21 protein-coding genes and 1 tRNA gene are annotated in these 22,960 nt (G+C 55.1%); 5 read left to right on the forward strand and 17 right to left on the reverse strand.

Annotated features, from left to right (window positions below; genetic code table 11):
- Positions 1 to 129: 129 nt before the first annotated feature.
- From dppF to FCL49_RS19055, 6 genes are all read right to left on the reverse strand, one after another.
- Positions 130 to 1,119, reverse strand: coding sequence for a dipeptide ABC transporter ATP-binding subunit DppF (dppF, locus tag FCL49_RS19030; protein ID WP_174354734.1), 990 nt, complete (start codon positions 1,117 to 1,119; stop codon positions 130 to 132).
- Complete coding sequence (gene dppD / locus FCL49_RS19035) at positions 1,116 to 2,096, reverse strand: dipeptide ABC transporter ATP-binding protein (RefSeq protein ID WP_037422859.1); 981 nt, start codon at positions 2,094 to 2,096, stop codon at positions 1,116 to 1,118. Before dppD ends, dppF begins: the two co-directional genes overlap by 4 nt.
- A gap of 14 nt (positions 2,097 to 2,110) precedes the next feature.
- Positions 2,111 to 3,013 carry a dipeptide ABC transporter permease DppC gene (gene dppC / locus FCL49_RS19040; protein WP_174354735.1) on the reverse strand — a complete coding sequence of 301 codons (903 nt, stop codon included), beginning with the start codon at positions 3,011 to 3,013 and terminating at the stop codon, positions 2,111 to 2,113.
- An 11-nt stretch (positions 3,014 to 3,024) separates the two neighbouring features.
- The gene (gene dppB, locus FCL49_RS19045; RefSeq protein WP_174354736.1) at positions 3,025 to 4,044 is read right to left on the reverse strand and encodes a dipeptide ABC transporter permease DppB; all 1,020 of its coding nucleotides are present in this window, start codon (positions 4,042 to 4,044) and stop codon (positions 3,025 to 3,027) included.
- Positions 4,045 to 4,186: 142 nt separating this feature from the next.
- A complete protein-coding gene (gene dppA, locus FCL49_RS19050) occupies positions 4,187 to 5,794 on the reverse strand; it encodes a dipeptide ABC transporter periplasmic-binding protein DppA (protein WP_174354737.1) in 1,608 nt (535 codons plus the stop codon).
- 603 nt (positions 5,795 to 6,397) lie between these two features.
- Complete coding sequence (locus FCL49_RS19055; protein ID WP_174354738.1) at positions 6,398 to 8,089, reverse strand: glycosyl hydrolase family 18 protein; 1,692 nt, start codon at positions 8,087 to 8,089, stop codon at positions 6,398 to 6,400.
- A gap of 378 nt (positions 8,090 to 8,467) precedes the next feature.
- Between FCL49_RS19055 and FCL49_RS19060 the strand changes: the two genes are divergently transcribed.
- Positions 8,468 to 8,764, forward strand: coding sequence for a toxin-antitoxin system TumE family protein (locus tag FCL49_RS19060; protein ID WP_174354739.1), 297 nt, complete (start codon positions 8,468 to 8,470; stop codon positions 8,762 to 8,764).
- Complete coding sequence (locus tag FCL49_RS19065; RefSeq protein WP_174354740.1) at positions 8,752 to 9,108, forward strand: HVO_A0114 family putative DNA-binding protein; 357 nt, start codon at positions 8,752 to 8,754, stop codon at positions 9,106 to 9,108. Before FCL49_RS19060 ends, FCL49_RS19065 begins: the two co-directional genes overlap by 13 nt.
- Positions 9,109 to 9,156: 48 nt before the next feature.
- Here the strand turns inward: FCL49_RS19065 and FCL49_RS19070 are convergent.
- The 7 genes from FCL49_RS19070 to FCL49_RS19100 all read right to left on the reverse strand — a co-directional run bounded on the left by FCL49_RS19070 (position 9,157) and on the right by FCL49_RS19100 (position 15,997).
- Positions 9,157 to 9,233 (reverse strand) — tRNA-Pro (locus tag FCL49_RS19070).
- Positions 9,234 to 9,353: 120 nt separating this feature from the next.
- Positions 9,354 to 10,685 carry an MFS transporter gene (locus FCL49_RS19075; protein WP_012004606.1) on the reverse strand — a complete coding sequence of 444 codons (1,332 nt, stop codon included), beginning with the start codon at positions 10,683 to 10,685 and terminating at the stop codon, positions 9,354 to 9,356.
- Positions 10,686 to 10,779: 94 nt separating this feature from the next.
- Positions 10,780 to 12,321, reverse strand: coding sequence for a signal transduction histidine-protein kinase/phosphatase UhpB (gene uhpB / locus FCL49_RS19080; RefSeq protein WP_174354741.1), 1,542 nt, complete (start codon positions 12,319 to 12,321; stop codon positions 10,780 to 10,782).
- Positions 12,321 to 12,911 carry a transcriptional regulator UhpA gene (gene uhpA, locus FCL49_RS19085; protein WP_017891232.1) on the reverse strand — a complete coding sequence of 197 codons (591 nt, stop codon included), beginning with the start codon at positions 12,909 to 12,911 and terminating at the stop codon, positions 12,321 to 12,323. The genes uhpB and uhpA overlap by 1 nt, the downstream gene beginning before the upstream one ends.
- A gap of 120 nt (positions 12,912 to 13,031) precedes the next feature.
- Positions 13,032 to 14,726 carry a kdo(2)-lipid A phosphoethanolamine 7''-transferase gene (eptB, locus tag FCL49_RS19090; RefSeq protein ID WP_174354742.1) on the reverse strand — a complete coding sequence of 565 codons (1,695 nt, stop codon included), beginning with the start codon at positions 14,724 to 14,726 and terminating at the stop codon, positions 13,032 to 13,034.
- A 224-nt stretch (positions 14,727 to 14,950) separates the two neighbouring features.
- Positions 14,951 to 15,376: an organic hydroperoxide resistance protein gene (locus FCL49_RS19095; protein ID WP_004934114.1), complete on the reverse strand. Its 426-nt coding sequence runs from the start codon at positions 15,374 to 15,376 to the stop codon at positions 14,951 to 14,953.
- Between the two features lie 156 nt (positions 15,377 to 15,532).
- Positions 15,533 to 15,997 (reverse strand): MarR family winged helix-turn-helix transcriptional regulator, encoded by a 465-nt coding sequence (locus FCL49_RS19100; RefSeq protein WP_174354743.1) that lies wholly within the window; start codon positions 15,995 to 15,997, stop codon positions 15,533 to 15,535.
- Between the two features lie 111 nt (positions 15,998 to 16,108).
- Here FCL49_RS19100 and FCL49_RS19105 point away from each other — a divergent pair, with 111 nt between their 5' ends.
- On the forward strand, positions 16,109 to 16,708 hold the full coding sequence (locus tag FCL49_RS19105; protein WP_174354744.1) for an HD domain-containing protein: 600 nt from the start codon (positions 16,109 to 16,111) through the stop codon (positions 16,706 to 16,708).
- A gap of 12 nt (positions 16,709 to 16,720) precedes the next feature.
- Here FCL49_RS19105 and FCL49_RS19110 read toward each other — a convergent pair whose 3' ends face one another.
- Entirely contained in the window at positions 16,721 to 17,479 is a 759-nt protein-coding gene (locus FCL49_RS19110) for an SDR family NAD(P)-dependent oxidoreductase (protein ID WP_174354745.1), read from the reverse strand.
- Between the two features lie 114 nt (positions 17,480 to 17,593).
- On the opposite strand from FCL49_RS19110, the gene FCL49_RS19115 reads away from it, so the two are divergent.
- Together FCL49_RS19115 and FCL49_RS19120 are read left to right on the forward strand one after the other, a co-directional pair.
- Entirely contained in the window at positions 17,594 to 18,457 is an 864-nt protein-coding gene (locus FCL49_RS19115; protein ID WP_174354746.1) for a LysR family transcriptional regulator, read from the forward strand.
- A 93-nt stretch (positions 18,458 to 18,550) separates the two neighbouring features.
- On the forward strand, positions 18,551 to 19,300 hold the full coding sequence (locus FCL49_RS19120) for an NAD-dependent epimerase/dehydratase family protein (protein ID WP_174354747.1): 750 nt from the start codon (positions 18,551 to 18,553) through the stop codon (positions 19,298 to 19,300).
- On the opposite strand, the gene FCL49_RS19125 is transcribed toward FCL49_RS19120, so the two are convergent.
- From FCL49_RS19125 to FCL49_RS19135, 3 genes are all read right to left on the reverse strand, one after another.
- A complete protein-coding gene (locus FCL49_RS19125; RefSeq protein ID WP_174354748.1) occupies positions 19,297 to 20,745 on the reverse strand; it encodes an alpha/beta hydrolase in 1,449 nt (482 codons plus the stop codon). The genes FCL49_RS19120 and FCL49_RS19125 overlap by 4 nt on opposite strands.
- Before the next feature lie 224 nt (positions 20,746 to 20,969).
- The gene (locus FCL49_RS19130; protein WP_174354749.1) at positions 20,970 to 22,232 is read right to left on the reverse strand and encodes an FG-GAP repeat domain-containing protein; all 1,263 of its coding nucleotides are present in this window, start codon (positions 22,230 to 22,232) and stop codon (positions 20,970 to 20,972) included.
- Positions 22,225 to 22,959 (reverse strand): hypothetical protein, encoded by a 735-nt coding sequence (locus FCL49_RS19135; protein WP_174354750.1) that lies wholly within the window; start codon positions 22,957 to 22,959, stop codon positions 22,225 to 22,227. The genes FCL49_RS19130 and FCL49_RS19135 overlap by 8 nt, the downstream gene beginning before the upstream one ends.
- Position 22,960: the final 1 nt, after the last annotated feature.

The raw sequence follows: 22,960 nt of genomic DNA on the forward strand, positions 1-22,960 counted from the left end.
ATACAAATTAATTAATTGCTCAACAAACTAATTAATTGCTCAACAAACTAATTAACACGCCAGTGGTTTAATCAAAAAAAATGCCGGCATGTACGCCGGCATTCAAATTAATCGTGATTGATAACAAAGTTATGCCTCAGGATTTTCATCCTGATCGACCGCAAAGCAGGCCACCATCTGTTCGCCGTATTGCTTCAACTGCGGCTGCAACTGGGTACAGGGTCCAAAAGCACGGCGGCAGCGAGCATTGAATGCACAACCCGGCGGTGGATTCATCGGACTGGGCAGTTCGCCGGTCAGCTTGATACGTTCACGACGCATATCCGGATTCAGACGTGGCGTCGCGGACAACAGCGCCTGGGTATACGGATGACGCGGGTTGTTGAAAATGGCATCTTTGCTGCCCTTTTCCACGCAGCGGCCGAGGTACATCACCATCACTTCGTCGGCAATATGCTCTACTACCGACAAATCGTGCGAGATGAACACATAGGACAGCCCCAAATCCTGCTGCAGATCCATCATCAGATTAAGTACCTGCGCCCGCACCGAAACATCGAGGGCGGAGACAGGTTCATCGGCAATCACCACGTCCGGGTTAAGCATCAGCCCACGGGCGATAGCAATACGCTGCCGTTGTCCGCCGGAAAACATGTGCGGGTAGCGATCGTAATGTTCGGTTTTCAGGCCGACCTTGGCCATCATCTCCAGCGCTTTTTCACGACGTTGCGCGCTATTTAGCCCGGTATTGATCTGCAGCGGCTCCTCGAGGATCTGCCCGACCTTTTTACGTGGGTTGAGCGATCCGTAAGGATTCTGGAACACAATCTGGATCTTCTGGCGCCGCAGCTTCTCCGCGGTGACGTCAGGCTTCAGCAGATCCTGCCCCTGGTAGTACAGCTCACCGCCGGTCGGCACTTCAATCATCGTCAGCAGACGACCCAGCGTTGACTTGCCACAGCCGGACTCGCCCACCACCGCCAGCGTTTTACCACGCTCCAGGGTGAAAGAGACGCCGTCCAGGGCTTTAACCAGCCGTTCCGGGGCAAAGATGCCCTTCTTGACCGGGTAGTGTTTTTTCAGGTCAATCGCCTGTAACAAGGGTTGGTTCTGGCTCATACGGTCGGCCTCCCCGCATCATCCAGCGGTGTGTGACATTTAACCTGACGGCCGGGAATGGTGCGTAATTCCGGCTCTTCAACGCGGCAGCGCTCATTGGCGTACGGGCAACGCGGGTTGAGCAAACAGCCGCTTGGGCGGTCATATTTGCCCGGCACCACGCCCGGCAGCGAAGCCAGGCGCGCCTTGTCGGCCGCGAACTCCGGCAGTGCGCGCAATAGCGCCTGAGTATAAGGATGCCGCGGTGCGCGGAAGATTTCCGATGCTTTACCGGACTCCACCACCTGGCCTGCATACATCACGATAATATGATGCGCCGCCTCGGATACCAGCGCCAGATCGTGGGTGATCAGCAGCAGCGCCATATTTTCCCGCTGCTGTAATTCCAGCAGCAGTTCGATAATTTGCGCCTGGATGGTCACGTCGAGTGCGGTGGTAGGTTCATCGGCAATCAGCAGCTTTGGCCGACAGGCAATCGCCATGGCGATCATCACGCGCTGGCTCATACCACCGGAAAGCTGGTGCGGGTACACGTCCAACCGCGAGGCCGGATCGGGGATGCCCACCTGCGTCAGCAGATCGATAGCCCGCTGGCGACGAGTGCGACGGTTACCGCCCTGATGCACCTTCAGCGCTTCCATAATCTGGAAACCAACGGTATAGCACGGGTTCAGGCTGGTCATCGGATCCTGGAAGATCATCGCCACTTCCGAGCCCACTAGTTGGCGGCGCTCTTTTTCGGAAATTTTGCGCAGATCCTGGCCGTTAAACTCCAGCTTTTCGGCCATCACCTTACCGGGAAAATCGATCAGGCCCATAATCGCCAGCGAGCTGACGGATTTACCGGAGCCGGATTCACCGACGATCCCCACCACCTGGCCCTGCTCCACGCTGTAACTGATTCGGTCTACCGCGCGGAAAGGGGTGCCTTCGTCACCGAAGTGCACCGAAAGCTTGTCTACATTTAATAACGCCATCTCTCTCGTCCTCTTTACTGCTTGAGTTTGGGGTCGAGAGCATCACGCAAGCCGTCCCCCATCAGGTTAAATGCCAGCACCGTCAGCAGGATCGCCACGCCGGGGAAGGTCACCACCCACCAGGCGCTTTGTGCGAACTGCAACACGTCGGAGAGCATGGTGCCCCACTCCGGCGTAGGCGGCTGTGCACCCATACCCAGGAAGCCGAGAGCGGCCATATCCAGGATAGCGTTCGAGAAACCAAGAGAAGCCTGAACGATCAGCGGCGCCAGGCAGTTTGGCAGGATATTGATAAACATTTGGCGCATCGCACCGGCCCCCGCCACGCGTGAAGCGGTGACGTAGTCGCGGTTCACTTCCACCAATACCGCAGCACGGGTCAGACGCACATAGTGCGGTAAGGCAACGAAGGTTAGCGCCAGGGAAGCATTGACGATCGACGGACCGAAAATCGCCACCAATACCAACGCCAACAGCAGGCTCGGCAACGCCAGCATGATATCGACGATGCGCATGATGATGGCATCCACCACGCCGCCAAAGTAACCGGCCAGCAGGCCCAGTACCACACCCATGATCAGCGACAGCACCACCACCAGACAGCCAACCAACAGTGACAGGCGGGCGCCGTACATCAGGCGCGACAGCACATCGCGGCCAACGTCATCGGTCCCCAGCAGATATTGCCAACTGCCGCCCTCCTGCCAGACCGGCGGCCTGAGCAGCGCGTCGCGGAACTGATCTGCCGGCGCATGCGGTGCCAGCACCCCGGCACCGATGGCAATCACAAACATCAGAACGATATACACCAGGCCGACAACGGCCCCTTTATTGCGCTTGAAATAGTGCCAGAACTCCTGGAACGGGCTCATCGGCTTCGGCGCACCTTTAACTACAGACTCAGTGATTTGAGACATCAGAGCGCCCCTTATTTCTTGTGGCGAATACGCGGGTTGACCACGCCGTAGAGCACGTCTACCAGCAGGTTAACCAGAATAATCATACAGGCGACCAGCAACACGCCGCCCTGAACAACCGGATAGTCGCGACGTTGCAATGCGTCCATCAGCCAACGCCCCAGGCCTGGCCAGGAGAAGATGGTTTCGGTCAGGATCGCACCGGCCAGCATGGTACCGACCTGCAGACCGATCACCGTCACGACCGGCAGCAAGGCGTTACGCAGCGCATGCACCACAATCACCCGCATACGGCTCACGCCCTTGGCGCGCGCGGTACGGATATAATCTTCGCCCAGCACTTCCAGCATTGAGGAGCGCGTCATACGCACGATCACCGCTAACGGGATGGTCCCCAGCACGATGGCCGGCAGGATCATATGCATTACTGCGTCAACGAAGTCGCCCGGTTCACCCCAGATCAGGGTGTCGATCAGCATAAAGCCGGTCAACGGCAGGCTATCGTCAAGGAACACCGTATCGCTGACCCGTCCCGAGACCGGCGTCAGGTTGAGCTGCACCGAGACCAGCATGATCAACATCATGCCCCACCAGAAAATCGGCATCGAATAGCCGGTCAGTGAGATGCCCACCGCGGTATGATCGAATATTGAGCCTCGCCTGACCGCCGCCAACACCCCAACCGGAATGCCCACCAGCACGGCGAAAATCATCGCGCAGAAACCCAACTCCAGGGTGGCCTTGAAGCGCGGGACGAACTCTTCCCAAACGGAGATACGGCTTTTAAGCGAGGTACCCAGATCGCCATGCAACACGTTGGATACGTAAGTGAAATATTGTTGATAGAGCGGTTTATCCAGCCCCATTTCCGCCATCAGGTGTGCATGGCGTTCTGCGGAGATCCCGCGTTCCCCGGCCATGATGGTCACCGGGTCGCCGGGGATCATATGGACGAATGCAAAAGTCAGCAAAGTGATGCCGATAAACGTTGGGATAACTAACCCCAAACGTCGGAGTATGAACTGCAACATATCCCGAACTCTCTGTATCAATGCCCGGCAGCTCATCGTCCGCCAGGCTTATTAAAGCTCACACACTTCTGGTGTTTCTCTGCCTACGGGCAACCACGCCCCTCCCTTAAAGAGAGGGGCGTGGTATTAACCGGTAGTGAAATTAATCCAGAGAGACATTCTCAAAGTGATGCTTACCAAGCGGATCCACGACGTAGCCTTTCACTTCCTTACGCACTGGCTCGTAAACGGTGGAGTGGGCAACAATCAGCGCCGGAGCCTGATCGTGCATCACTACCTGAGCCTGTTTGTACAGTTCTATGCGTTTGTCGTGGTTCGATTCGGCGCGCGCCGGTTGAATGAGATCTTCAAACGGCTTGTAGCACCAGCGAGAGTAGTTGGAACCGTCTTTGGCCGCGGCGCAGCTAAACAGCGTAGCGAAGAAGTTGTCCGGATCCCCATTGTCGCCGGTCCAGCCCATCATCACCGTCTGATGTTCGCCCGCTTTGGCGCGCTTGAGGTATTCGCCCCACTCATAGGTTACGATTTTGGCTTTCACGCCGATTTTCGCCCAGTCAGACTGGATCATTTCCGCCATGCGGCGCGCGTTCGGGTTGTACGGACGCTGTACCGGCATTGCCCACAGATCGATGGAGAAACCATCTGCCATGCCCGCCTCTTTCAGCAGTTCTTTAGCCTTGGCCGGATCGTAAGCGTAGTCTTTCACCGCATCGTTATAGCCCCACATGGTCGGTGGGATCAGGTTCTTGGCCGCCTGGCCTGCACCCTGGTACACCGCGTCGATGATCGCCTGCTTGTTGACCGCCATGGTCAACGCCTGGCGCACCTTCAGGTTATCCAGCGGTTTTTTCTCAACGTTGAATGACAGGTAACCGACGTTTAGCCCCGGTTGTTCCATCAGATTGATGGTTTTGTCCTGCTTCATGCGTGCGATGTCAGCCGGGTTCGGATACGGCATCACCTGGCATTCGTTTTTCTGCAGTTTGGCGTAACGCACTGAGGCGTCAGGCGTAATGGAGAACACTAAACGGTCAATCTTCGGCTTGGTGCCCCAGAAACCGTCAAACGCCTTGTAGAGAATTTTGGAGTCTTTCTGGTATTGCAGCAGTTGGAACGGACCGGTACCGATTGGGTTCAGGTCAATTTTCTCCGGGGTGCCGGCTTTCATCATCACGTCAGCGTATTCGGCAGACATAATAGAAGCAAAGTCCATGCCCAGGTCAGCCACAAATGGTGCCTCAGGACGGGTCAGCACAAAGCGTACGGTGTAGTCGTCCACTTTCTCGATTTTGGCAATCAGCTTCGGCATGTCCATGCCTTCAAAGTACTCATAGCTGCCGCCGGAGACTTTGTGATAGGCATTGTTGGCATCTAACTGGCGTTCAAAGGAGAACACCACGTCGTCGGCATTGAAATCACGGGTCGGTTTGAAGTCTTTGCTGCTCTGCCACTTCACGCCTTTACGCAGGTGGAAGGTGTAGATTTTGCCGTCTTCGCTGACGTCCCATTTTTCAGCCAGGCCAGGCTGCAGCTCGGTGGTACCGATTTTGAACTCGACCAGACGGTTGTAAATAGGCACCGAACTGGCGTCATAGGTGGTGCCAGAGGTGAACAACTGCGGGTTGAACCCTTCCGGGGAACCTTCAGAACAGTAAACCAGAGTCTTGGCTTGCACGCTGGCCGCAACGGTCAACGCAATCAGCCCAATACCGAATTTCAGAATCCCTGTTTTTCCCAAGGAACTTGTCATCGCTTGTGCTCCATTATGTGATGTGATGTGTGTATTACCGCCAGAGCCTATATTTTTTATTGCGCGGCCTGTGCAGTCGGTGCCCGAAGGCTGGGAGGGATAATGGCGCGAGAGAGCCGGGTGAACGCATCCCGGTGGGGGCGTCTGAGCGCGTGGAATTCACTCAAACAACTCTCGCTCTTACCCCTGAGGCTACCAAATTGCCAACTGTTTGGGGTGTCGTCAATATAACCAGTGGGGATTTACGCAGACTGTGAGAAACAGCAAACAAACATAAAAAAAACCTTTTTTTAACAGGGGCAGCATGAAAACTTATGCTATGCGGTCATTTTTAGTTCGATAGGCTGTGTTACAGAAAGTTGCTGGTGTTTAACTCCGATAAAAAACTAAAAAAGTTTGTTGCTGAATGATGAATATCTGAACGGTTATTTTTGTGATCGGCGTAAAAGACAGGACGAAATGCTGTCCTGTTACCCGAAAGGGTGAGGCGTCGGCGTATTTTTTTAGCCGGGTGACGCCACAATCTATTCATCGTAAAAAAACTTTCGTCTGTTAAAAAGCCGGGGGCAAAAGGATATCCCCCGGCAACGTGCTACAACCGATTTATTGCGTGCCGGCGCTGTTGCCCAGGCTGCTGTTCATATTGTTCAGAATATCGCCGTTATCAGCGTCAATTTCCCAGGAGAACAATCCGCCCAACTGCTTATCCAGCACATACTTGCCCTTCGCCTGCACCGAGCGCGCATCGTCGAAGGTGATCAGGTCGCCGGTGGAAGGTTTGAACACATAAGGCGCTTCGGCCGTGGTGTCGTAGCTGTACTGCCATTCACCGCTCATAAACTCATTGGCGATTTGGCGGTAATCAACGATGCCATTTTCCCAGGTGCCTTTCACCGGGCCGGTCGCGGTGCCGGTAAACGGAATGTTGTTCTGGTAGCCGTTAACACCGGTCCAGCCGCGGCCGTACATGGCAGTGCCCACCACGATTTTTCCTGGCTTCACGCCCTGCGTCAGCAGCGCGTTGACGCCATTCACCGTGGTATATGCCGTATCCGGTTTCCAGGACGGCGCTTTCAGTGCCGTCTGATGGCCCAGATTTTTCAGATCGAACGCGCCATAAAAGTCGTAGCTCATCAGGAAGATGTGATCCATCGAGTTCTGCGCAGTGTTGTAGTCCACCTTGTCGATTTTGTCCTTGCCGGCGCTGATCGCAGAGGTCAGTTCATACTTGCGACCGGTTTCTGCGGAAAGCTGATCGAGCATCGCCCGCAGCTCTTTCATCAATTGCACATAGGTCGCCCCATCCTGCGCACTGCCCAGTTTCGGGTTAGCGCCCTGCCCGCCCGGGAATTCCCAGTCGATATCCACGCCGTCAAAGAACTTCCAGGTTTGCAGGAACTCTTTCACCGAGCCGACGAAGCGATCCCGCTTGGCCTTGTCTCCCATAAAGAAGAACGGATCGGACAAGGTCCAGCCGCCAATCGAAGGCAGAATTTTCAGGTCTGGACGCGCCTGCTTCAGCGCCATCAACTGACCAAAGTTGCCTTTGTAGGGGTCATCCCAGGCGGTCACGCCTTTTTGCCCTTTTTGCAACGCGGCGAACGGATCGTGGATCGACACCTTGAAATCTTCACGGCCCTGGCAAGAACGTTGCAGCGCCTGGAAACTGCCTTCGATCTCTTTCAGGCTGTCGTTGATGCCGTCACCGCCGCAGATTGGAATAAAGCCATACAACAGATGCGTCAGGTTCTGCGCCGGCAGTTTATCAACGGTGAAATTGCGGCCGTAGACGCCCCATTCAACAAAATAAGAACCGACCACTTTGCCGGAGTCTTGTTTATAAGGTTTATTCTTTTCCAGCAGAGGTTCTTTTAACGGTGCCAAATGACTGCCATCAGTATCTGCCACGACAATTTCAGTGGCATCGCTGGCGGTACAACCGTCGGCATTACATAACGCCACCTGCATTTGATAACGGCCGCCTTTATTAACCTTAAAGTTTGCCGTACCCGAAGCGCCGGTTGAGGCACCGGTCCAGACTTCTTTGCCATTTAATAATACTTTTGCCGTGGTACCGGTATCGCCATTCCATAAATTCCATGAAACAGAAACGTCGGCGGCATCTTTTACCTTCACCAGGTTATTATAAGCCGTCGCCGCTTGATCGACTTCGACAATGGCGAACTTGGTATTGCCCCAGGCCAGCGTAGGCTTGCCCGGTGCGGCGGCCTGCGCCGCAGAGCACAGCGTGCTGCCGATCAGCAACGCCAACAACGGTTTATTAAATTTGCGCATAACTGATTCCTTTATTCCGAGAGGATAAACATAAAATATTTAATGACGGCCGCCGATTGTCGGACAAGAATAATTCCGCAATAATCTAGGCCGGTTAAAATGAATAAATAAGCATTAATCTTTCCCACGAGATGGAAATCTATCATTCCCATCTCGTGTATTCAGACTATAGATAAAATAATCATTAAAACAATAGCGCCATCAACCGGGTTTTAGTTGGCAACAATGAATTAATTTAATAATGCATAACCCACGGCCGGGGGAATAAGGAGAGTGAATTAAATTCAGGGAAAGGATAAATATTTGTCATGGTTTTGATGTCATCGTTGACATCAAATTATTATTGGTGGTAGCGTAAACTTCAACAAGGAATGTTCAATGCCGGCAACACTGGTCATGAAGCGGCGCATTTGGCTCGATACAAGCAGTTTGCTTAGTCTGGTTGTCTGGGATGTCACCCCCTCGGTCAGAGGCAGTAACCACAGGTACAAGTATCGTTTGGCCTATGTGGTAAAGGATGAATGCCTATTGCGCTATGACAATGAAGCGGGTAAAGGCGATCACAAGCATCTCGGCGTAGCCGAGGTCCCGATAGAGTTTATTGATATCAATAAGCTGGTTGATGATTTCGTTACGGAAGTGAACCAGCTGAGGAGGCCGAAATGCGCACTCTAATGGTCAGTGTCATGCCTGTCCAACAGGCGATCGACGGGCTTAAAATCGATTTGTCCAAAGCATTATCCGGCGCGGATATGGGCAGCAGGCTGATATTCCCGGATGTCAAAACGTTAACCTATGTACTGCTGAACAACAACCGGATGACTCTGCTCGAGGAGATGTCCGGAGCAGAAGCAATGTCAATCCGCGAACTCTCCAGACGAGTCAATCGGGATTTCAAAGCCGTACATACGGATGTCCAGGCGCTGCTGAATGCCGGAGTGTTAGATAAGAAAGGCTCGAAGATTATCTTCTCGTACGACGAAATCCATTTTGACTTCGTCACTGGCAAAGCCGCCTGAATGACAGACGAAAAAAAACCTGCTGTAAAAAGCAGGTTTTCTTGAATGTGGTCGGCGAGAGAGGATTCGAACCTCCGACCCACTGGTCCCAAACCAGTTGCGCTACCAAGCTGCGCTACTCGCCGATGCGGGGCGCATCTTACTGCTGACGATATTACGCGTCAATCACTTTCTTACCCCGGCCAATCAAGTGGTGATAAAAACGGCATAAAGCGCGCTGCAGCAGCCTGCAGCGCGCTTTTTCATCATGCCTTCGCCGTTTTCAGCGCCGGTGATTGAGCGCGCAAGAACGGCAACAGGAACAGCGCGGACAAACAGGCGGCGATCGAGATCACTACGAAGAAACCGTTCCAGTGCCAGATTTCCATGATGCGGGCAATCGGGTAGCCGGACAGCGCCGCCCCCAGGTAAGCAAACAGGCCGACAAAGCCGGTTGCCGCCCCGGCAGCATCCTTGTGCGAACATTCCGCCGCCGCCATGCCGATCAGCATCTGCGGACCAAAGATAAAGAAGCCGATAGCAAAGAAGCAGGCGGCCTGCAGCAGGAAGGTGACGCCCGGCATGATCCACAGCGCCGCAACCGACAGGAAGATGCCGATGGCAAAGATCAGATTCATTGGCCCACGATTACCGCGGAACAGCTTGTCAGAACCCCAACCGGCCACCAGCGAACCAATAAAGCCGCCCACTTCGAACAGCGAGATCGCCGAGTTGGCGGTCATCAGCGAATAGCCCTTTTCCTGGGTCAGGTACAGGTTGCCCCAGTCGTTAATCGCCGTACGTACGATGTACACCAGCACGTAGGATACCGCCAACAACCAGATGTACTTGTTGGTCAACACGTAGCGCTTGATGATTTCGCGGTTGGTCAGCCCCTGGCCTTCCGATTCCTGCACCAGCTCCATGGCGTCGTTACGCCATTTCCCCACGCTAGGCAGGCCCATGGTGGACGGTTTGTCACGCAGGCGCCAACACATCAACAGACCCAACACCACGCCGATAATGCCCGGAATAATCATGCCGTAGCGCCAGCTGAAGTGCAGCGAGATAAAGCCAACCAGCAGCGGGATTAGTGCACCGCCAAAGTTATGCGAGGTATTCCAGATCGCCCACCAACTGCCGCGTTCGGAACGCGAGTACCAACTGGTGAGGATTTTTGAACATGGCGGCCAGCCCCAGCCCTGGAAGAAGGCGTTGAGGATCCACAGCGTCCCCAGCATCAGCAGCGAAGAACTGAGGCCGAAGAAGATATTGAGTATGCCGGTCATAATCAGGCCCAACCCCATAAAATAGCGCGGGTTGGAACGATCGCTGATCATGCCTGAGATAAATTTCGAGCAGCCGTAAGTGATGTAGAACAGCGTACCGAGGATGCCGACGTCAGACATTGTCAGGCCAAGATCGCTCAGCATCGCCGGCATAATGAAGTTGAAGCTTTTGCGCGTGAAGTAAAACGCGGCATAGCCGATGTACATCGTCCACATCAGCTGGATGCGCCAGTATTTATAGCTGGCATCGATCTGTTTTTGATCGGTCACCGGCGGCACATCGTCGCGGCTTTTAAGGAAAGACCACATGTGAAACCTCAGAGAATATGAAAAGTGCCGCTATCATGCTGCGCGCGCGCGGAAATGACTTACGCCGGATTCCCGACGCGGCTAGGAGTATTTCCTAGTTTGGCCCTTCCGCCGGTGAAACTGTGGGTAAGATCACATTCAAACAGGTGCCCTTCTCCGATGTCAGTCGCAGGCGGCCGCCCAATGCGCTGATGCGTTCCTGCATGCCGCGCAGACCATAGCCCGGCTCATGATGGGCCAGATCGATACCCACGCCGTTATCGCGAATGGTCAGCAACACCTGCGGCAACTGCCCTTTGCGCTGACGGAGACGTGCATCCAGCTCAATCCGGCTGGCGCCGGCGTGACGACAGACATTGGTCACCCCTTCCTGACACACTCGATACAGCGTAATTTTCAACGTCTCATCCAGCAGTTCATCCGGCACCTGCCACTGCATCACGCTCACCAGCGACGTATCCTGCGGTAATGATTCACGCAGCATCGCCGCCACCGCCGCCGACAGCGGCAAATTATTCAGCGCAGCCGGCCACAGCTGGGTCAGCACATCATGCACGCCGTCATACACCCGCAGCGCCAGGGTATCTATCGCCTCGGCGCAGCCCATAACCTGCGGCTGTGGTGCCAACCGTTTGATAATACTGGCCTGGGTGCGGATCACGGTGATGGTTTGACCGACCTCGTCGTGCAACTCCCGCGCCACCTCGCGCCGGGTCTGTTCTTCTGCCGTGACCAGCGCACGCGCCAGTTGGCGGTTTTCCGTCAGCCGCAGCCGCAGTTGCTGGTTCAGCTCGCGCTGGCGTTGAATACCTGCGCCGAGCAACAGACCGGTCAGGCTCTGGGCCAGCAGCGACAGCAGCAAATCACGGTGTGATTCAGGTTGTGGCGGCTCGTTGGCCACCAGTACTACACCATTGAGCAAAGTTGCCAACAGCGCGCCCTGCCAGCCATAGCGATAGGACATAAAGACAATCGGAATGGCCAGACAGAAGGGGGCAAAGCGGCGCAGCTCGGCGGCATTGACCTGCTGTTGCAGCCAGATGCTGAGCGCAAACAGCAGTAAATAGCTGGCCAGATGGCGCAACCGTAGCGTCACTGGCTTATGGATCAGGCCCGGTTCGAGCGGCACCCAGATCTGCCGCGCCAGGTAGTGCCACAGCAGCAGACAGGTCGGGGCAATAGTGAATCCGCCCGCCAACCCCAGCAATAGCGCTCGAGCACCCTCACCATTCACCAACTGCCACACCAACGCCTGCAGCAACGCGGCCACCGCAACCACCGCGCCCTGCATCAATGGCCATTGCCATTCGCTGTCATTTTCCTGATGCCGCAGCAGCCAGGGGGAAGCCACCAGGCTGAGCAACACCGTCAGCACCAGTACCACCACCGAAGCCCAGAGTGCCGGCCCGTAACCGAACTGATCGGCCAGCACCACCATCAGCAACAGGTCGGCCAGCAGAATGCCCGGCCAGAAACGGTAAGGGCTTTGCAGCAGAATGCCCATACGCAGACCAAACGGGAACAGTAACAGCGCCTGCCACGGCGGGTCGATCAGCGCGGTGCCAATGCCCCACAGGCAAAACGCACTGGTGGCATAGATAAAGAACAACGCCAGTTGGGTGATCAGGCGTTGCATCACAGGTTCAGCATCCGCTTCGCCAGTTCGACGTTGTTATTGATACCCAGCTTGGCGAACAGATTGGCGCGATGCACGTGCACCGTTTTAGGAGACAACCCCAGCGCAGCGGCAATCTCCCGCACCTCCTGCCCTTGCGCCAATAACAGTGCGATTTCGCGTTCGCGGCGGGTCAGTGGATCCACCTTCACCCGCGCCAGTTGCTGGGCGATTTCAGGCATCAGATACACGCCGCCGCTGGCGACGGTGCGCACCGCGGTGATCAAATCCTCCGGCTTGCAGCGTTTGGACAAGAACCCGCAGGCACCGCGCTCCAGCGCCAGCTCCACCAGCGCCGGGTTGTCATGCATTGACAGCATCACCACCCGAATACCCGAGGGAATATCCGCCAGCAGATCCAGTCCACTGCCGTCCGGCATCGAAATATCACAGATGCAGATTTCCGCCTCCAGCCCGGGCAGACCGGCACGTGCCTGAGCCGCACTGCTGAACTCGCCGACCACCTGAATATCCGGCTCCAGCGACAACAGTTGCACAAAGCCCGATCGCACAATGTCATGATCGTCAATAAACGCCACGCGCAAGGTCATGGAAATCTCCGGTCCGAGGGGGAAAGTGCGCAAGTATACCGCAAGCCTGGGCCGGATTAGTTGATGAAGGGAAGGTATTAACGGATTTTACCGGGCGCAATGCGCCCGGTATGGGAGAGGTTACAGCTGAGCCGGCGCCGCTTTTTCCTGCGGAATATTACACCAGTTGTTTTTCGCCACGATGCCACCGTTCGGCGAGGTATAGCCGAGACAACCGAGAATGGTATCGAACAGCTCAACATGGCGGTGGGTCTTGCCAACCCGCTGCTGCGCCTGCAATTGCTCGAAAGCACTGCGATGCTGTGGGTCTTCCAGGAACTTGTCGGACGCCCATACCATCATTGGCACGCGGAACTGCTCCACCGGTGCCATTTCACGCGGCGTACCATGCAGGTGTGAGTTCTCGCCTATCGATTCGCCGTGATCGGAAGAATAGAACACAATGGCCTTCTTCTCGCGCACCTGGTCAATCACATTGGCGATAAAGCTGTCGGTATACAGCACCGAGTTATCGAAGGCGTTAACCAACTGATCCTTGGAGCAGAAATCGTCAACGCCGATACACTCCGGCTGATAGCGCGCGTAGCTGCGTGGATAACGTTGGGAATAGAGATAATGTGAGCCTTTGGTGTGCAGGATCACCAGATGCTTGCCCTTGGGATAACGGGCCAGCGACTCCTTCATTTCATCCACCAGCAGCATATCGTCAACCGATTTGCCGTCGTTGCGCTTTTCGGAGGCGATCATCTCGCGGAACGAATAGTTGTTCACTTCGGTATTGTTATAGAACCAAACCTCACTCTGCATGGCGAACAGCTCGGAGGTGAAGCCCAGATCTTTCATTACCGCGAACACGTTTTGCTCTTTCAGCGTCCGTTGCGGGTTATCTGCCGTGCCGCCTTCCCGCACGAACATACAGCGCAACGACAGTTTGGTGGCGGTATCACAAGACGTGCCGCGGAACGCCACCAGATTTTTCTCTTTGGACAGCCGCGGCGTGGTGTCACGGTCGTAGCCGAGAATGCCCATGTGATCCCAGCGGGTGGTTTCGCCAATGATAAATACCACGTAGGTGTCATCAATATCGGCTGGGGCTACATAGGTAAAGTTCTTGGCCGGGTCGAACAAATTGGCCTGATCCTGACTTTCGTCATAACGGGTGTAGGCAAACAGCCCCAACGCCGACAGCCAATTGGATGGCAAATAGGAATGCGCGACCACGCCACCGTAGCTTGGCAAGTCCACATTGGTGATTTTTTCCTGCGCGCTTTGCTCGTTATCCAGCATACGCAGCGGCACCCAGACCAGCGCCACTACCGCCACCAGCACCACCAGCGGTTTGATCCGGTGTCCGGGCGTTTTCAGTTGCTCGATCAGGGTATAACGCAGGTTGTTTTTCCAGATGCAAAGCAGCGGCAATGCACTGAGCACCACCATCCACAGCACAAAGTGCATGCCGACCACTTCTTTCGACAGGTCAACATCGGTGGTCATCACCGACACCACGATGCCGTAGCCGATCACCACGTTGAAAAACGTCATGTAATAGCTGGCAGCCACGGAAATCAGCACCAAGAGCGAGGCCGTGATGCGGTAGAACAGCCGGCCGCCGAGCGAAACCAGCCGCATAATAAAGAAGGTGAACAGAACGATGGCGATAACCTCGGTTACCGCAGAAATAACCTTAATCCCCTGAATGCCGTGCGAAAACGAATCAAAGCGACGATAGAAAACGGAAAGGTTCAGAAATATGCCGATATAGATCGCTAACAATAACGATAAATTCTGCTGTGATAGCGATTTAACTTTGTTCATGTAACGCGGTGGCTCCGGGGGCTTTAACAGTTCTGAAGTCAGTCAGACATTCGATGCGGCTGCAGGTTCAGCCGATCGGCAATAAGCGCTATTTTGGGGGTAAGAATCAAGAGAATTCTCACAAAATAACCATTTTTGCCATTTTTTGTGCAAGGGATAAAGGGTGACGAGGCGAGAAATGGAGGGCTGAACCCTCCATTTATTCCGTGATATTGGCGAAAAACTTACTTAACGTTCAGCGTCACATCAATATTGCCACGGGTGGCGTTGGAATAAGGGCAGACCACGTGGGCTTTTTTCACCAGGTCTTCCGCCACGCTGCGCTCGATGCCCGGCAGAGAGATATCCAGCTGCACTTCGATACCGAAGCCGTTGGGGATTTCGCCGATACCGACGGTGCCGTCAATTTTGGCTTCGGCCGGGATCTTCACTTTTTCTTTCGCCGCGACAAACTTCAGTGCGCCGAGGAAGCAGGCCGAATAACCGGCAGCAAACAACTGTTCCGGGTTGGTGACTTCACCGCCCGCGCCGCCCATTTCTTTCGGCACGCCCAGTTTGACATCCAACACGCCGTCAGATGAGGTCGCACGGCCATCGCGGCCACCGGTTGCGGTGGCATGAGCACGGTACACAACTTTTTCAATCGACATACATCATTCCTTCTTTCTGGTTGGAGGCAAGACGGCAATTCCTGCTGGCGGAACGTCGTCATTGGTATATCTTTCACGATTAAATAGCACGCTATATATTTACTGCTTACTTCCAGTGTAGTCCACCCGTGCCGATCCTGCGTCCGGCACTGGGTATCAAAGCTGGTTGATCAGCTTGCCGCGCAGCTTTTCCAACTGCTGCTTGATATTGACGATTTCGTCGAGGCTGCAATCGGTAGCGCACATTACCGCTTCCGGCACCGACTGCGCTTTATCTCGCAGAGCGCGACCGGCGTCGGTTAACGCAATAATCACCTGCCGCTCATCGACAGTGGCGCGATAACGCGCTAACAAGCCGGCGGTCTCCAGCCGTTTCAGCAGGGGGGTCAGGGTGGCGGAATCGAGAAATAGCCGTTCGCCAATGTCCGTGACCCTGATTTCGTCCCGCTCCCACAGCACCAGCATCACCAGATATTGCGGATAGGTGATATCAAGCTGGCTCAGCAGTTTGCGGTACACCTTGTTCAGCGCCAGGTTGGCGGAGTACAGGGCAAAGCAAAGTTGCTGGTCGAGCAGCAGCAGGTTTTTCGCTGTCGGTTGTTCGGTGTTTTCGATTTTCATGTTCTGAATATAGATAGTGCACGATGTAATCGCAAACTATTTTTTAGACAATATGCTACCTTGTTAAAAGCAGGGGATGCCACAGCGAGGTGCTGTGTGGAGGGAAAGGACATGACAGACACTCTGACAGAACGCGCGCGCCGCTACGCCACCAAGGCGCATGCGGCCATCGATCAGCGCCGCAAATACACTAATGACCCCTACATTGTTCACCCGCAGGCGGTGATGGAAATCGTCAGCAGCGTGCCACACAGCGAAGAAATGCTGGCCGCCGCCTGGCTGCACGATACGGTAGAAGATACGCCTACGACCCTGGGTGATATCGAAAGCCATTTTGGCCCACAGGTCGCCAGTCTGGTGGCGATGCTGACCAACGTCAGCGGCAGCGGGGACGGCAACCGTTTCGAGCGTAAAAATCGCGATCGCCGCCACAGCGCCAGCGCTTCACCGCAGGCCAAAACCATCAAGCTGGCGGACCTGATCGACAACACCCGTTCACTGCTCGACTATGACAGTCATTTCGCCCAAACCTACCTGATCGAAAAACAGCGGCTGCTGGAAGTGTTGACCGAAGGTGACCCTACCTTATGGCAGCAGGCGCATCATATTGTCGAAAAGGGGCTGGAAAGGCTGCAATTGCCACCGCATAACGTCCCGGCAAGCTGGTTTGAACATGCCCGCCAGCGCTACCGGGAAAGCGATGCGGCATAGCCGACAACGACTTCAGTGCGCAAAATAATGCATACCACCATCTACCGGGATCACCGCCCCGGTGATATAGCGCGCTAGTGGAGAACAAAGAAACGCGGCCAGATAGGCCATATCCTCCGGCTCGCCAAAGTAGCCAATCGGGATATTCTGTTTGATAAACGCCTGGCGCGCGGCCTCGGTCGGGTGCAGTTTTTCACGCACCTGTTCGCTATTAATCCGCCCAGGCTGCAGCGTATTGACGGTAATCCCTTGCGCCGCCACTTCGCCTGCCAGCCCCTTGGCCCACAGATGCAATGCCCCTTTGGCGGCGGTGGCGGCATTCAGGCTACGCGGCTCCATCGAGCCGCTGATGTTAATCACGCGTCCCCAGCCCTGAGCCTGCATGCGGGGCAGCAACGCATGGGTTATCCGACGCGCCGGTGTAAAGTTCAGGGCAAACGCCTCTTCCCAACCGGCATCGCCTTCGCTCAGTGACGTCGGGCGGGCACCGCCGACCGCATTAATCACAATATCAATGGTCCCGAAACGCTGCATCACCTGCGACAGCATGCCCTCGAGCGCTTGCGCATTGGTGATATCCGCCGCGATTGCACAGGGCCGAATGCCACCGGCTTGTTCAACTTCGTCCGCCAGAGCCTGCAAACGATCTGCCCGGCGGGCTGTCGCCACCACAATCACGCCCTGCGCCGCCAAGACCCGCACCATACCGGCACCGATCCCTTCGCTGGCGCCGGTCACCAGCGCGATACGCCCCTGCAGATGCAAATTCATAAGATATCCTAATTGAATAATTCAACCTGGTGACAAAGATAGCGCTATTGAATCACGTCCCTGTCTGTGTGAATATTCCGTAAACTCGCGGCAATACTGTGCAGGAATTCACTGATGTTCGATTGGCAGGATTTAAAACACTTCGTGGTGCTGGCACGCACCGGTTCATTGTCGGCAGCGGCACGGGAACTGGGCTGCGATCACGCCACGGTAGGTCGACGGGTGGCGGCACTGGAGAAGGCACTCGGCGTGCCGCTGATCCTTCGTCTGCCGCGCAGCACGCCGCTGACGCAGGACGGAAAGGTGATTGCCGGCCTGGCGAGCGACATCGAAAACCAAAGCCACGCCATTATCCGCCATGCGCGCAGCATTGGTGAAACACCGCAAACTCAGGTGCGTATCAGCGCCCCGCCGTCGATTGCCGCGCGGGTTATCGCCCCGCAGATTGCGCAATTTCACCAGACTTTTCCACATATTACGCTGGTGCTCTCAGGCGAATCGGCGATCGCCGAACTCGATCGCGGTGATGCCGAAGTGGCAGTGCGTATGGTGCGCCCACAACAACCGGACCTGCTGGTGCAGCGCATTGGCATGATGCGCTACGCGTTGTATGCCGCACCACAGCACGCTGCCCTGCCGGAGGCGGCGCGGGCCTTTATCGCCTACGATCATCACTACCAAAACCAACCGCATCAACAGTGGCTGCAACAGCTGTTGCAGGGCCGTCCGGTGGTGTTTCAGGCCAGCGACCTGTTCTCACTGCAAGAAGCCGCACGATCGGGGCTTGGTGCGGTAGTATTACCGACGTTTGTCGCCGATGGCGACCCAAATATGGTTACACTGCCCACGTCAATCGCTGCACCGACCCGCGAGCTGTGGCTGGTCACTTACCCGGATCTGGCGCGCTCAACGGCCGTGCGCGCGGTAATGAATTTTCTGGCCGAAATCGTCGGAGAAAAATGTCCGCTGGCAGGCTAAAACATAAGGCATGCTAATTTGATACTGGACAAATCTGACGCGGCGGATTATTACTGGTCTCCACAGAATGGACTTTAGGGACTGGTTGAGATCATGACTTTGCGCACTGAATTTGGACGAATTCTGATTACCGGCGCGGGCGGCCGGGTGGCGACGGCATTCCGTCAATCGGTGGGAAATCGCTATCAACTGCGGCTGGCGGAAAAAGACCTCGGGCTGCTAACCAACCTGCAGCCAAATGATGAGATCATCAGCTTCGACATTGCCGACTTAGCCGCCTGCCGCGCGGCCTGCACCGACATCGATACCGTGTTGCACCTGGCGGCCGATCCCTCTCCTGATGCGGACTTTTGCCACTCGCTGATGGATAACAATATCCTCGGTACCTTCAATATTTTCCGCGCGGCAAAAGACGCAGGCTGTAAGCGCGTAGTCTTCGCCAGCAGTGCGCAGGCGGTGGAAGGTTATGCGCTGGATTATCAGATTAGGCCGCAGGACGCACCAAAACCGAAAAATATGTACGGCGTCAGCAAGGCGTTTGGCGAAGGCATCGCCGCCTACTTTGCCCATCAGGAAGGGCTTTCTGCGCTGTCGGTACGCATTGCCAATTTCACCACACTGGAGCCTGGTGAGCAGCTCAGCGCCCGCGATATGAGCGCTTTTCTCAGCCACCGCGATGCCGCCGATCTGCTGGAGCGCTGTCTACGCGTTGAAGGCGTGCACCATGCGGTGGTGCACGGCGTTTCCAATAATCGCTATAAGCGGCTGTCGCTGGAGGAAACCAGTCAACTGCTCGGTTACTACCCGCAGGACGACGCGTTTAGCATCCTCGGTTTCGCCTAAAGTTTGCTATCTATGCGCTGCAGCAGGTAAGGGAAAAACGGGTTGGAGGCAATGCGCAATAGCGAATCGAGACTGACCACCAACACTGAGCTTTCCCCACGTGCGGCAATGGTGCCGAGGCTAATGCCGAACTCATCACGCTGCGCCGGAAAACGACCATAAAGTGAATCGCTCACCGGGAACGGTAATGCCACGTGAGACAACGAATAAATATCCGCTGGATAAGTCATGCCCAGTGGCTGCTCACTGGCCATAGTTGCCCCGGCGGGTGTTACGCTGGCGATCGCTTCGCTGCTTTCCGGCGAGGCGTTGGCGATCACCGTGGTCTGGTAACGGCGTGGCGGTGCCGGCAGCAGTTGGCTGACCGCCGCCGCCGCATTTGGTCGCAGCAGCGGCCCGAAGTTTACCGTACGATTAACGTCAAACAGCACCAGTTCGCTGCCGTTAGCCGGCAATTCGTTGTATAACGCGCGGATCACCGCCCGGGTGCTTACCGTGGAATCCATCGCCGACTGGAACGTCAGTATCGGCGCTAATTTATCCAGCTTGCCGTCACGCGCCGCACGGGCAATTTGCTGTTGCAGACCATTACTGAGCAGATAAGACTGACGCGCTCCGTTCACCGGGAACGAGTTGTATTTGAAAGGGTTAAATTCCGGCAGTACCCCGAGCCAGGCGGCTTTGGCAAACGCCGGGAACACTGCGGGCCAACCGGCAATACCGGCGAAACGAGCAAAGCTGGTCACGCCGATCATCGGTGAGATCAGCACCAGTCGTTGTGGTGTCGCCAATTGCGGATCGTCCAATGCATCCAGCGCGTACTTCATCGCCAGCGCACCGCCGTTGGAAAAGCCAACAATATGCAGCGGCTTATCGCCCCCGGCTTTGCTGCGCGCCTCGCGCACGGCTAAACGTGTCGCCGCCAACCAGTCTTGCCATTCAATATCGGTCAACGCACCCGGTACCGTACCGTGCGCAGGCAGGCGAATACCGACCGCCACATATCCCTGCTGCCGGTAGTTCTCGGCAATGTGGCGCAGGCTGTAAGGGGAGTCGGTCAGGCCGTGCAACAGCACCACCGCGCCACGCGGTTCGCCCTGTGGCAGCAGTTCATAGGAACGGTTCCAGTCGTGGGCGAAGTGCTCCGGGTATATCGGGCTGCCGTCAAAGTAGCGGTTGAGCGGAATACGTTCGCTGGCGGAGAGTTTGTCCGTGACGTTAGCCTTCACCTCATCAAACACCCGGCTCTCTGCGGTCAGATAGCCCTGCCAGTCGGCCTTGTCCAGCTCGGCTGCCGACAGCTCGTGCGGTATAAAAGTGTGCCAGGGTTCCAGCGTCGGGCCGCTCTGAGTATCGTAAATACGTACCGCAAACAGCGTGAGCAGTACGGTGACAATCACTATCGTCAGCCGTTTGGTCCATTTGATTATCGCCCTGGAAGGCATGCTCACTCCTGATTTCACGGTTATCCAAGCTGCGATTATAGAAGTTAAATGCTCTCAGGGGCAGCCCAATGACTGCCAATCGCTACCCGCCGATTCAGGCTAGGCAGCGAAAAAGTTGCCGGAGAATTTTATTGAGCTGATGTGGGAACGGCTGGCGCTTATTCGGGGGAATCATAAGGTGCCGGGCGATGCCCGGCATTATTTTCCAGAGATTGGTTCGCAGCTCAACGCTGGTTCAATAATGGAATTTCGTTGTAATGAACGACGATTTTGGCATCTTTAGCTACATAATAATTCGGCACGGAGTAAGCGATAGTGGCGAAATCAATTTTGCCACGGTTCTTGAAGTCAGCAATAGCGATACGCGCCACGGACTCGTCGGAAATACGCCATTTGGCAAAAATGCCCTTGCTGATATCGATAGCCTTGTAATAAAAAACTCCCTGCCAAGGCCAAGGGCCGCGCAGACCAATAATAAACTCGTCCTCACCATCGCCGTCAAAATCGGCACAGACCACCTGGTGCCCAGGACCTTCACCATTCTCATTAGGATCCCCATAAATATCCAACAACACACGCTGCCATTGCGCATCTTGTGGCTGAGCATCGTCCTGTTTGTAATACACGGCGACGGTATTGCCATGAAAAGGTTCTATCGCTGCAACATAGCTGAAAGGATCATTGCCGATGCGTCCAACATCCATATCACCGCTGCCTTTAAAGCCGGTTTTTTCGAACTGAGTCAGTTCCCCAGCCCCAATCAGCACCCGACGCCATACCAGTTCCTGTTCGTCAAAATAAAGCCAAGTGACCCCTTCGTCAGAAGCCAGTACCACTGAATCTCGGGTTGAACCGGGTATCAACCCCCTTTTCTTCTCCGCACCGTGGATCATGCGAAAACTACTGTCGTCAATAACCGTCATCTGCCATTCATCGGCGTTAAGCACATCATCCGGCTGGGTAAACAACACCACCGGCAACACGGCATGAACATCTTCTTTGGCAACAATCGGAAAGCCCAGGATTTCGATCTTTTCGCTTTGAGTAAAATAACCCGCCCGCAGGCGATGCATCCCGGTCGTTCTACCAACATAATGCCTTTTCCAACGCTCCCCTTTGCTTAAATCAGCGCCTGGATTCTCAATCCAGTCTATCTTTCCACCGGCGGTGTCAGGATCGTGAATAGTTCCTATTGGCCCATAGAGCTCATAACAAACAATGGCGTCAGGATAACCATTACCACTGATGTCTGCATAATCAGCCCCTACCGGCATCTTGATTTTGTCGACTATAAGGTGTTTTTTCCATTCCGGGTTTTCATACCAATAAAGTTCACCCAAGGTCAGGCCATAGCCAAACAGATCCGTTTTCCCATCCTGATTTAAATCAGCCGCTTCCAGCCAATAGCCGTCACGCAAATTTTTAGCCACGACTTCCTTGGTGAATTCAGGGATGATCAAGGGTGTGTTGCGCTCATTATCAGACATTTTTTGCCTCATCATTGGATAACGGATGATATTCCAAAGCCAGCCACACACTGGGTGTGTCGGCATAGTATTGGTGGAAGGGGTAGCTGTATTGCTGATTGCTGATTCGGCAAAATGCCTGTGAAGTCGTTGCCCCTGGAGCCAATATCAGATCTTCGCAAAGTGATGTTTCCGCTTCATTTTGGAAAGTCTGCATGCGGCCAATACCCAGAACCTGAGTATGTAACTCAATAAACGAATGTTCGTTGTGTATACCACAGTGAGTGCCTGCGTCGGCAAACCACAGATTGGCACATAAACTGAAGCCTTGATTGTCGTAGACAGCATCGCTGCTGACCGTCAGTTTTTGGGGGGGAAAATACAGCTCTGCAATCTCATCCTGCGGAGAGCGAAAAAAATCCACATCGGTCTGGGCCCCACAATAGCGCGATCCAGGGTAGCGTTCCTGCTGTTCCCAGAAGATGTTTCCATCCGCCTCCAGCGTTTCCGGCAACTCAAACAACAGGCAGCTCAATGCCGGAGTAATGAACTCATTGCAACGAATCACAGATGAGAACGCCGCCAATTGTGTGTCCTGAGAGTTATTAAGCCGGATCACCTGTGGATTAAAATTCACCACCAGACCGCGCCCTTTCAAATATCGTTTTTCACCTGCAGCCAATAACCAGCTTGGCAACGCTGGATGAGAAAAATGGGTGTCCCGCGAACGAACTGCCGTCAGATCCATA

The sequence above is a fragment of the Serratia proteamaculans genome (assembly GCF_013337185.1).
Classification (GTDB): Bacteria; Pseudomonadota; Gammaproteobacteria; order Enterobacterales; family Enterobacteriaceae; genus Serratia; species Serratia proteamaculans_D.

Excerpts from the sequence above, each read along its gene's own strand:
- dppD (WP_037422859.1), bottom strand. The coding sequence starts at position 2,096 with ATGGCGTTATTAAATGTAGACAAGCTTTCGGTGCACTTCGGTGACGAA.
- dppA (WP_174354737.1), bottom strand. The coding sequence starts at position 5,794 with ATGACAAGTTCCTTGGGAAAAACAGGGATTCTGAAATTCGGTATTGGG.
- eptB (WP_174354742.1), bottom strand. The coding sequence starts at position 14,726 with ATGAACAAAGTTAAATCGCTATCACAGCAGAATTTATCGTTATTGTTA.
- FCL49_RS19125 (WP_174354748.1), bottom strand. The coding sequence starts at position 20,745 with ATGCCTTCCAGGGCGATAATCAAATGGACCAAACGGCTGACGATAGTG.
- FCL49_RS19115 (WP_174354746.1), top strand. The coding sequence starts at position 17,594 with ATGTTCGATTGGCAGGATTTAAAACACTTCGTGGTGCTGGCACGCACC.
- FCL49_RS19120 (WP_174354747.1), top strand. The coding sequence starts at position 18,551 with ATGACTTTGCGCACTGAATTTGGACGAATTCTGATTACCGGCGCGGGC.
- FCL49_RS19075 (WP_012004606.1), bottom strand. The coding sequence starts at position 10,685 with ATGTGGTCTTTCCTTAAAAGCCGCGACGATGTGCCGCCGGTGACCGAT.
- FCL49_RS19105 (WP_174354744.1), top strand. The coding sequence starts at position 16,109 with ATGACAGACACTCTGACAGAACGCGCGCGCCGCTACGCCACCAAGGCG.
- FCL49_RS19055 (WP_174354738.1), bottom strand. The coding sequence starts at position 8,089 with ATGCGCAAATTTAATAAACCGTTGTTGGCGTTGCTGATCGGCAGCACG.
- FCL49_RS19100 (WP_174354743.1), bottom strand. The coding sequence starts at position 15,997 with ATGAAAATCGAAAACACCGAACAACCGACAGCGAAAAACCTGCTGCTG.
- uhpA (WP_017891232.1), bottom strand. The coding sequence starts at position 12,911 with ATGACCTTGCGCGTGGCGTTTATTGACGATCATGACATTGTGCGATCG.
- FCL49_RS19060 (WP_174354739.1), top strand. The coding sequence starts at position 8,468 with ATGCCGGCAACACTGGTCATGAAGCGGCGCATTTGGCTCGATACAAGC.
- FCL49_RS19065 (WP_174354740.1), top strand. The coding sequence starts at position 8,752 with ATGCGCACTCTAATGGTCAGTGTCATGCCTGTCCAACAGGCGATCGAC.
- dppF (WP_174354734.1), bottom strand. The coding sequence starts at position 1,119 with ATGAGCCAGAACCAACCCTTGTTACAGGCGATTGACCTGAAAAAACAC.
- FCL49_RS19135 (WP_174354750.1), bottom strand. The coding sequence starts at position 22,959 with ATGGATCTGACGGCAGTTCGTTCGCGGGACACCCATTTTTCTCATCCA.
- FCL49_RS19130 (WP_174354749.1), bottom strand. The coding sequence starts at position 22,232 with ATGTCTGATAATGAGCGCAACACACCCTTGATCATCCCTGAATTCACC.
- FCL49_RS19110 (WP_174354745.1), bottom strand. The coding sequence starts at position 17,479 with ATGAATTTGCATCTGCAGGGGCGTATCGCGCTGGTGACCGGCGCCAGC.
- uhpB (WP_174354741.1), bottom strand. The coding sequence starts at position 12,321 with ATGCAACGCCTGATCACCCAACTGGCGTTGTTCTTTATCTATGCCACC.
- FCL49_RS19095 (WP_004934114.1), bottom strand. The coding sequence starts at position 15,376 with ATGTCGATTGAAAAAGTTGTGTACCGTGCTCATGCCACCGCAACCGGT.
- dppC (WP_174354735.1), bottom strand. The coding sequence starts at position 3,013 with ATGTCTCAAATCACTGAGTCTGTAGTTAAAGGTGCGCCGAAGCCGATG.
- dppB (WP_174354736.1), bottom strand. The coding sequence starts at position 4,044 with ATGTTGCAGTTCATACTCCGACGTTTGGGGTTAGTTATCCCAACGTTT.